Here is an 8,820-nt window from a genome sequence, read left to right on the forward strand (position 1 = left end):
CCGGAGTGGTCGCCACCGGGTAGCGCCCGGCCTCGCTCCCCGCACAACCAGTCTGCTGCCTTTCACGCCGGACGACTGATGAGCTTCATGGGTGAGGCGCAAGGTGATGACGGGGGACCTGCTCCCTCAGGGACGTCCGGCTCCACGTCGGCGCATTCGACGTACGAATGCCGGCTGTTGTGCGTCTTGGAAGGTCAGGAGGTCGCTGATCCACGTCGTGTGGTCGTTGGCCAGGGGGGCGCCGGCTGGTCGGTGGGCGGGCGGGGGCCGGGGGTGGGGTCCGCGCCGGGACCGGCCGCATTTACAAACCGGGTGAGGGAGGTCTGGCAGGCATGCAGGTCGATCACCGCTCCCGCGGGCCCTGCCCGGCAGCGAACCGGCCCGCGCCTGCCGCCAGCGGGCTCCCGATGGTTTACCTACGAAGGGCCGGGCAGCCGATAGTGCCGGCAGACCAGTCGACTGCCGTTCAGTCGATGGTGTTGGTCAGTGAGCGGTCCATCGACAGCGCAATCGGCATGACGACACCTCCTGCCTGTGACCACACGTGGACCATGGCGGGCAGGCAGCAGGTCTGTCGGCCACCGCAGCCTCCGGATCACCGGGCTGGCAGACGTGCTCGACGTGGAAGCGCCTTAGCTCGGACGTGGGCGTGCTGCTGGAGCGACGCCCTCAGTGAGCCAAGCAGGGCTGCTGACAAGGGGGTTGCTGGTCTTACCGCTCAGCCGCGGCTTCACAACCCCACCACCCACGCACTCCACGCGTACGCAGGGTGTCTGTAGGCGCGTACGGCCTGGCACGCTGGGCAGGCTGCTCCGTGGGGCGCCAGACCATCGCATGTCGAGCCTCTGCCGGGCGGGCCAAACTGTAGCTCGCCCAAGCACCGCCGCGTCCCGGTTGTCGCGGCAGGCGGGCGGTGCCCGGCGGCGGCCCGGAATGCGCCAGCGCCGAAGTGTGCGCGTCGGGTCAGCAGGACGCGGACGCCGGCGGGTTCCTGATCAGGTGTTGTGCTTGATGATCTTGTGGATCCAGTCCGCGTAGGCGGGCACGTTGCTGTAGAGGCCCGGTCCGGCGGAGCATGCGACGCCTGGGGTTCCGGGGCCCGATGTGGCTCCGATCAGTTCCCAGCGCCCGTGCCGGTCCTTCTGGAGCTGGGGTCCGCCGGAGTCTCCGAAGCATGCCATGGCCTTGGGCACGCGGCTGGTCGTGCACAAACGGGCCCGGTCCGCGTAGTTGGGGGCGCACTCGGCGTCGGCGCCCCTGCGCGTGTTGAGCTCCTGCAACCGCTCCGCGAACCTCAGCTCGGTGTCGACGGTGGTGCCGAAGCCCAGGATCAGGGTCGGGGTGCCCGGTCGCCCGGCCCGCTCCGCGATGCGGACGGGCTTCTGGGCGACCGGGCGGTCGAGGCGGACCAGTGCGATGTCATCCTTGTTCGCGGTTTTCCCGTTGCCGTTCACATAGCCGGGGTGGACGACGGTCCGCTCGATGGCCCGGACGGTGCCGCCGGACTTCCGGTGTCCGCTGCCGATACGGACGATGCCGGCCAGCTCGAGGCCGTCGCCCTGTACGCAGTGGGCCGCCGTCAGCACCCACTGCGGATCGATCAGCGACGCCCCGCACGTACCGTCGTACAGCCCCTGGTCCGGGGCCGACTCCGGGATCGTCGCCATGTACGGGTAGCGCTCGGTGGACTCGGTCCCGTTGACGATCGCTGCCGCGCTGCCGGTCATCAGGGTGGCGCACGCCGCGAGGGCGAGAGCGCCGGCGGCAGTGGTGCGCGCCGCGCAGCGACGCACCGACTTCACACTGGGCACGGAGAGTTCCTTCTGCTGGAGAACTGGAGGTGTTCAGCCTGCGCGTTCAAGATCCACCAGACCATCCGGGCAGCGGGACCGAACACGGTCCCGGCAGCGGGCCCGAGCACAGTAGGGGTAGCCCCCTAATGGGACTCAGCTTTCTGGCGAGCCCGCGCCTCCTTCGCGGCGGGGCCGTGGCCACCGGTGCCGATCTGCACATGCGCGGTGTCGGGGGCCATGACTGCCTGGACCTGCGGCAGGACACCACGATGACGTTCCTGTACGTCGACGCCGCCTCCCGACTGGGGCGTAGCGTCAGTCCCGCCGACCAGGGCTCGCGCGGCGGCTCCAGTGACAGGAGAAGCGTCTCCCCTCCGGTCCCATGGCCTGGACCGCCCTCGCCCTCGCTCTCACCCCCGCTCGACGATTCCCACCCCGCCGCGCCGCGCCGCTCGCACCCCGGACCGACCGGCACCCTGGAGCCACCACGAACTGAGCGACTGAGCGCGACACGGCCACAGCCAGCCCAGCCCCTCAGACGGCTTGCCGACGTACGGCGCCCCGGCGATCTGCTGAATCGCGGTGGTCGGTCGAACACCCGCCGCGGGGCTCGCCCGCCCCGACGAGTGCCGTGCCCCAGCCGGCCTCAACCGGTCACGATCAAGGCGATCCCGTAGGCCGCGACCGCGAGGCAGGAGGCGAAGCAGAGAACGGCTGTGGCCGTGGCCGCCTTCTGGTGCTGGGCTTTGGATGTGTGGGAGGCGGGCTCCCCGTGGCCGGCGCGGGCCCATGCGGCCAGGCCGAGGGAGAACATCACGACCACCACGGCGGTGATTCCGAGGCTCACGGCGAAGACCCCGGCGAGTGTGCCCCAGTTGATGTCCATCCCGTTCTCCCTTCCTGGACGCGGGCCCTGCCGGTCCCCCTCGGTCCGTCCTGCCGGTCCGTCCTGCCGGTCCCGCTCCGCGCGCCGGCCGGTCCGCCCGCCCGGCTCAGGCGGCCGGGTTGACGGTGGCGGCCGGTTCGGGTGCCGGCACCTCGTTGACGTTCTCGGGGTTCACCGGGCGGCGGCGCGAGAGCACGTAGAAGGCCGCCGAGGCGGCGATGGCGACGAACGCCACCAGGGCCACGCCCAGGTCGCCTTGATCGGCCACCCATGCCGCCACGCCTCCGACGGCGGCCGCGGCCGGAAGCGTCAGCAGCCAGGACACCGCGATCCGCCCGGCGACTCCCCAGCGCACATGTGCCAGCTTGCGGCCCAGCCCCGCGCCGAGGATGCTGCCGGTGCACACCTGGGTGGTCGACAGCGCGAACCCCATGTGTGACGAGGCGAGGATCACCGCGGTGGCGCTGGTCTCGGCGGCGAAGCCCTGGGGGGCCTGGATGTCGGTGAGCTGCTTGCCCATGGTCCGGATGATCCGCCAGCCGCCCGCGTAGGTGCCCAGCGAGATCGCCAGGCCCGCGCTCAGCACCACCCACCAGGGCGGCCCCGCGCCATGGCTGAGCACCCCGGTCGAGATGAGCGCGAGGGTGATGACGCCCATCGTCTTCTGGGCGTCGTTGGTGCCGTGGGCCAGTGCCACCAGGGACGCCGACCCGACCTGACCCGCGCGGAAGCCTTTCCTGACGGCGCGGCGCGAGGTCCTCCGGGTGATGACATAGGCCAGGTAGGTGGCGAGCAGCGCCACCACACAGGCCACGACCGGCGAGGCCACCGCCGGGATCACGATCTTCTCGATGATCGCGCCGAAGCGCACCGCGGACCCCCCGGCCCCCACCCACACCGCGCCGATCAGCCCGCCGAACAGGGCGTGGGACGAGCTGGACGGCAGCCCGAGGAGCCAGGTGACCAGATTCCACAGGATCGCCCCGATCAGCCCGGCGAAGATCATCACCAGCGAGACCTGACTGTCCTCGACGATGCCGCCCGAGATCGTCTTGGCCACTTCCGTGGAGAGGAAGGCTCCGGCCAGATTGAGTACCCCGGCGACGGCGACGGCGACCCGGGGGCTCAGCGCCCCGGTGGCGATGGAGGTGGCCATCGAGTTGGCGGTGTCGTGGAATCCGTTGGTGAAGTCGAAGGCGAGGGCCGTGAGGATCACGGCCACGAGCAGGAACGAGACAGCGTCCATCCCGGACCTCCGAGTCAAAGGCGGTCCGGCCGCGCGGGCCCCCGGATCATGTACGACCGCCGTCCTCTCCCACGCTAAGTGCCGCTCCGGACCGCCGCCAACGCGACGGCGGGGCCGGTCGGGGGCAGCGCTCGGCGAGGTCAGCGCCGTGCCGGAGGCGGGGGAGAGCCGACTGTCCCAGACGGTTGGCCCAGTCCGCCGGGACGCGACCCGCGGGGCGGGGGTGGGCTGGTCGGCCGGGTGGCTCTCCAGGGGAGCCAGGGACGGGCCCGAGGCATACACGTCCGAGGTGTCGTAGTCGTAGAACCAGGTCTCGCCCGGTTCGAAGCTGCGGATCACCGGGTGCCCGGTGTCCCGGGCATGGGCCGTCGCATGCTTGGCGGGTGAGGAATCGCGACAACCGATGTGGCCGCACTGTGCGCAGCGCCGCAGATGGAACCACCAGCCGCCACCGGCATCACACTCGGCGCATCCGGTTCCGCTGGGTGGGACCGAGGGGTCGATTCCGTGCGCGGAAGTCATGACGCCTGCTGTGGGGAACGGGAGTTGGTGGGGGCCGGCGACGCGGCCCGCATGGCGTGGCCGCGCAGCGCTGGTCAAGGACTGCGTGGACCGAGGCGGGCCGATCAACGTTCCCGTACCGGTGCCGGCCAGGAGCGACGACAAGGGGGACCCGCCGTAGCCGTCGAGTTCGGTGAGGGTGGCGGTGGGGACCAGCGCATCCACCGCCCGCTTGTAGGCGGTCCCATGCGGCGATAACTCACTGATTACATCTCCTCGCCGCACGTGTTCACTCGTGACTTCGCGCGACTTCGCCACCCACAACTTCGCCACCCGCCACTTCGCACCCACAACTTCCCCACCCGTGCCCCCGCCCCGCCCCGCCCGAGGGTGAAATGTAATCATCCGCCGACAATGCGTAATTCCTCCCCAACTGTGATGGGCCCTACAGCGGCCCGGCGGCGCCTGTGCGCATGCTTTGCGGGCGACGAGCGAGAGAGCGAGAGCGCCGATGCCCATCCCCCGCCGATCCATGGCCTTGTCCGCCGGTCTGCTGGCCGTCACCACGATGGTGGTGACGGTCTGCGGTGCCGGTGGCGCCGCCGCATCCCGGCCCGACGATGCCGAGGGCGGGAACACGTCCGTTCCGGCACTGCCCGCGCGCTTCACGCAGCAGAAGGTCCAGTGGACGGCCTGTGGCACGGATGTCACCCCCAAGGCCGTGCCCGGCGCGCAGTGCGGCTGGGTGAAGGTGCCGGTCGACTACGCCGCCCCGGACGGGAAGACCGTCACACTGCGGGTGTCGCGGGTGCGGGCCAAGGATCACAGCCGTCGGCTGGGGTCGCTGTTCTTCAACCCCGGGGGGCCCGGGGCCGGCGGTGCGGCCGACGTGGCGAACGGAAACTGGCGGGCGGGGGAACGGGCCCGGGCCCGTTACGACCTGGTCGGCTTCGATCCGCGAGGCATAGCCGGGTCCGGGCAGATCAAGTGCCCCGACGGCGTGGCGGAGGAGCCCGAGGATCCGCCGCGTACCGCATCGCAGGCCGAGAAGGCGTTCGCCGACGCGTCCCGGCGTGCCCGGGCCTGCCAGAAGGCGAGCGGCGACGTTCTCGCGCACATGGACAGCGTCAGCGTCGCGCGCGACCTGGAGGTGCTGCGTACGGTCCTGGGCGACGCCAAGCTGAATTACACGGGTGTCTCCTATGGCACCTTCATCGGCCAGCAGTACATGAAGCTGTTCCCCGGCAAGGTGGGCCGGATGGTGCTCGACGGTGTCGTCAATCCCGCCGCCGACCTGCGGCAGGTCGCCCGGCTCGACCTCAAGACCTCCGATGACGCGGTGCGCAGCTACGCCCGTGACCTCGTCGCGCGCGGGGACGACCGGCTGGGAGCCACCACCGGGGAGATTCTGCGGAGGCTCACCACGTTCGCCAGGGACCTGGACCGGAAGCCGCTGCACGGGGCCGGCGGCGAGGAATTCACCGACGCCGACTTGTCCATGTACCTGGGAATGGCCGTGTCAGGCGAAGTGAGCTGGAAGCGATTGACCACGGCGCTGGTGGCCGCCCTGCGCGGGGACGTGACCGCCTTCGATCGTCTGGACGCCGAGGCAGCCGGCGAGGGCGGTGACGAGGAGCCGACGCCGCAGGAGGAGCAGACCGAGGAGAACGAGTCCATGAGCATGTCGGCGGTGCTGTGCCTGGACTCCCCGTCCGCGCCGAGGACCCCGAAGCAGATGCTCGCCACCGCCGACGCCTTCGCCAAGCAGTCGCCGCTCTTCGGCCGTTCCTACGCCTGGCAGATGCTCGACTGCGCGACGTGGCCGGTCGCCCCCACCGGTGCGGCCGAGCCGGTCAGGGCAACCGGCGCGGCACCGGTGCTGCTGGTGTCGTACACCGACGATCAGCTCACTCCCCTGGCGAACGCCCGGGCGGTGCACCGGCAGTTGGACCACAGCTCGCTCCTCGTACGCAAGGGCCAGGGGCATGCGGCGTACGCCTCGGAGCCGCCCTCCCCGTGCACCGACCGTGCCGTCGACAGATATCTGGTCGGGGGAGAGCTGCCGGGCGGGATCGCCCACTGCGCCGGCTGAGACGGGCGCAGGTCGCCCTCGGCAGTGGCGTGAGACGAGAACGTCAGGTCCGATCGCCGTCCGAAGGGCCCTGTTCCCGCTCGTCATCGACCGGCGGGACCGCGTCCAGCAGCCTCTCGGAATACTGCTCGATGAGGCGTTCCACCGCGAACGTCGGCCGGCGGGAGCGTGCTTGGTCGAGGGTGAGCCAGACCGGCGCCTCACCCTCCTCATTCACGGTCAGCTCCTCCTGGGCTCCTGCTTCCCGGTGCTCATCGACCTCCAGCAGAAAGGCATGCCAACGATGCGCGTCGGAGCCCCTTCTGCACACATCTCCCCGCAAGTACTCGTCCGCCACGAGCCGGAGGTCCCCGTGCGCGCCCCGGATTCCTACTTCCTCCCACAGCTCCCGCGCGGCCGCGCGCTGTGGTTCCTCCCCGCGCTCGACGTGGCCCGCAGGCACGGTCAGCCGGTAAGGAAAGGCGGTTCGCTGGAAGAACAGAAACCTCGCTCGACGGTCGCGTACGAACACCCCGGCGCTCTCGTGCCAGTACTCGCCGTCCGCATCGGTCCACCAGTTGATACGGGGATCGATGACGACGGCTCTCTCCGCCTCGCGCCCGCACGCAGCACAGGTGCAGCGCTTCCTTCCGTCCACGACGATCCAGGTGACCGCCTCGGCGTGGCAGTGCAGGCAGTATTCGCGACGGGTGTCGTCCCGCAACAGCGGGAAGTCGATTCTCACCCTGCGCCCCTTCCTGGGTGAAGGACTGCCACCAGCTGGTACGGCAGTCGGGCAGGCCACACTTCCGTGGCTCGGTCAGGGTCGCGTGCGGTGGGGCTTGCTGACGTCCGCCGCCTTCGTCAAGGGTTCCGCCCCCTTCCGCCTCGCTCCGCCACCCGGCGCGTCGGGCGACCGGGCCATGCCGGCTGCCGAACCGGTCGCGGACGTGCGCGCAGCCGTCAGCAGCAGGACCGCGCCCAACCCGCCGAAGACGAGGGTCAGGGCAGCGACGGTGCCCCACCCCGCGGCAGCGATGACCAGCCCGAAGACCGGTGGTCCCAGCAGAATCCCCACACTGCCGAGCTGGTTGAGGATGCCATTGGCGACATCGACATCCTCGGCACGGCGCACCGAGGCGGGAACGGCAGCGAAGACCGCGGAGATCAGCAGTCCGTCGACGACAAGGACAAGCGTGGCCGCTCCGCCGCTGACTGCGAGGGGGAATTCGGCCGAGAAGGCGGGGAGGCAGGCGACCGGCATCAACGCGCCCAGGGGCACCAGTGAGGAGAGGGCCGAGCCGCGCCGCAGCAGCCAACTGGCGGCGAGCCCACCGACCGCGCTCCCCAGACAGACGACCGCCACCACGGCCCCGGTGACCGCCGCCGTAGCCTGCCGCTCCTCAAGGAGAAACGCCGGCAGCACCATCACCACGGCGACGCCGACCAGGGAGAGGCTGCCGTACGCCACCCCGAGCCGCAACGCCCCGTTCCAGGCACCGGCTTCGCGGTGCGCACACCGGACCGCCGTCCTCGGGAGCCGGGGCAGGACGGCCGTGAGCACTCCGGCCATGATCAGCGGACCGAGTGCGGTGAGGGCCAGCCATTGGTTCCATGGCCACACGGATTCCAGGGTGCCGCCCGTGACCGCGGCGAGGGCGAGCCCCGTCGGGACGCAGGTGCCCCACAACGCGAGCGCTGCTGACCGGACGCCGCCCTGAGTGAGGCGGGTGAGAACGACCGGACCCGCCACGAACACCAGCAGGTAGCCGACCCCTTCAGCGATACGTGCCCCCAGCAGCAGCCCCCAGGACCCGGCGGCCGCGCTGCCGACGGTGGCCACCGACATGACAAAGAGGCCCCACGAGAGGGCCCGTTGGGCACCGAAGCGGCGGACCCACCATCCCGCCGGGATGCCGAGGGCGGCGCCCACCGCCGTGAGACTTGAGGTGGCCCATGCGAGCGCACCGTCCGACAGGCCGAGCGACGTACGCAGGGCGGACCCCACCGGTGCGACGGCACCCAGACCGAATGCCGCCAGCACGCCGGCGAGCCAGGTCGCCAGCGCGTACTTCCAGGGCGACGTCGACGCGCGGCGCTGACCGCGCCTCTTCCTGTCGCGCACGGATTCTCCTTGTGCCGGCCGGCGCGTGGTCCCGCGCGGCCGGCCGTCGAGGGACGGGCTGACCGGGGCCGGGGGGGGGGGGGGGGGGGGGGGGGGGGGGGGGGGGGGAAGGAGGAAGAGGGGGGGGGGGGGGGGGGGAGGGGGGGGCGCAGCAGAGCACAGCGCGGGCAGCGCAAAAGCAGTCCGGGACCGAGCCGG

Annotated in this window: 6 protein-coding genes and 1 pseudogene; 1 reads left to right on the top strand and 6 read right to left on the bottom strand. The window is 71.3% G+C overall.

Annotated elements, in window-relative coordinates:
• Positions 1 to 995: 995 nt before the first annotated feature.
• From ACZ4XD_RS11500 to ACZ4XD_RS11515, 4 genes and pseudogenes are all read right to left on the bottom strand, one after another.
• Positions 996 to 1,811: a S1 family peptidase gene (locus ACZ4XD_RS11500; RefSeq protein WP_468040703.1), complete on the bottom strand. Its 816-nt coding sequence runs from the start codon at positions 1,809 to 1,811 to the stop codon at positions 996 to 998.
• Between the two features lie 628 nt (positions 1,812 to 2,439).
• Positions 2,440 to 2,679: a hypothetical protein gene (locus tag ACZ4XD_RS11505; protein ID WP_468040705.1), complete on the bottom strand. Its 240-nt coding sequence runs from the start codon at positions 2,677 to 2,679 to the stop codon at positions 2,440 to 2,442.
• Between the two features lie 106 nt (positions 2,680 to 2,785).
• Positions 2,786 to 3,925, bottom strand: coding sequence for an inorganic phosphate transporter (locus ACZ4XD_RS11510; RefSeq protein WP_468040730.1), 1,140 nt, complete (start codon positions 3,923 to 3,925; stop codon positions 2,786 to 2,788).
• A gap of 303 nt (positions 3,926 to 4,228) precedes the next feature.
• A pseudogene (locus ACZ4XD_RS11515) lies at positions 4,229 to 4,960 on the bottom strand (UBP-type zinc finger domain-containing protein); the annotation flags it as partial.
• Between ACZ4XD_RS11515 and ACZ4XD_RS11520 the strand changes: the two are divergent.
• Positions 4,938 to 6,518: an alpha/beta hydrolase gene (locus ACZ4XD_RS11520; RefSeq protein ID WP_468040707.1), complete on the top strand. Its 1,581-nt coding sequence runs from the start codon at positions 4,938 to 4,940 to the stop codon at positions 6,516 to 6,518. The pseudogene ACZ4XD_RS11515 and the gene ACZ4XD_RS11520 sit on opposite strands and share 23 nt — an antisense overlap.
• A 43-nt stretch (positions 6,519 to 6,561) precedes the next feature.
• Here ACZ4XD_RS11520 and ACZ4XD_RS11525 read toward each other — a convergent pair whose 3' ends face one another.
• The gene (locus tag ACZ4XD_RS11525; RefSeq protein ID WP_468040709.1) at positions 6,562 to 7,242 is read right to left on the bottom strand and encodes an NUDIX hydrolase; all 681 of its coding nucleotides are present in this window, start codon (positions 7,240 to 7,242) and stop codon (positions 6,562 to 6,564) included.
• A 75-nt stretch (positions 7,243 to 7,317) separates the two neighbouring features.
• On the bottom strand, positions 7,318 to 8,622 hold the full coding sequence (locus tag ACZ4XD_RS11530; RefSeq protein ID WP_468040711.1) for an MFS transporter: 1,305 nt from the start codon (positions 8,620 to 8,622) through the stop codon (positions 7,318 to 7,320).
• Positions 8,623 to 8,820: the final 198 nt, after the last annotated feature.

This window comes from Streptomyces sp. NPDC029466 (genome assembly GCF_055574515.1).

What these genes read in the sequence shown, in the direction of transcription:
- ACZ4XD_RS11505 (WP_468040705.1), bottom strand. Translation starts at nt 2,679, where the DNA reads ATGGACATCAACTGGGGCACACTCGCCGGGGTCTTCGCCGTGAGCCTC.
- ACZ4XD_RS11520 (WP_468040707.1), top strand. Translation starts at nt 4,938, where the DNA reads ATGCCCATCCCCCGCCGATCCATGGCCTTGTCCGCCGGTCTGCTGGCC.
- ACZ4XD_RS11510 (WP_468040730.1), bottom strand. Translation starts at nt 3,925, where the DNA reads ATGGACGCTGTCTCGTTCCTGCTCGTGGCCGTGATCCTCACGGCCCTC.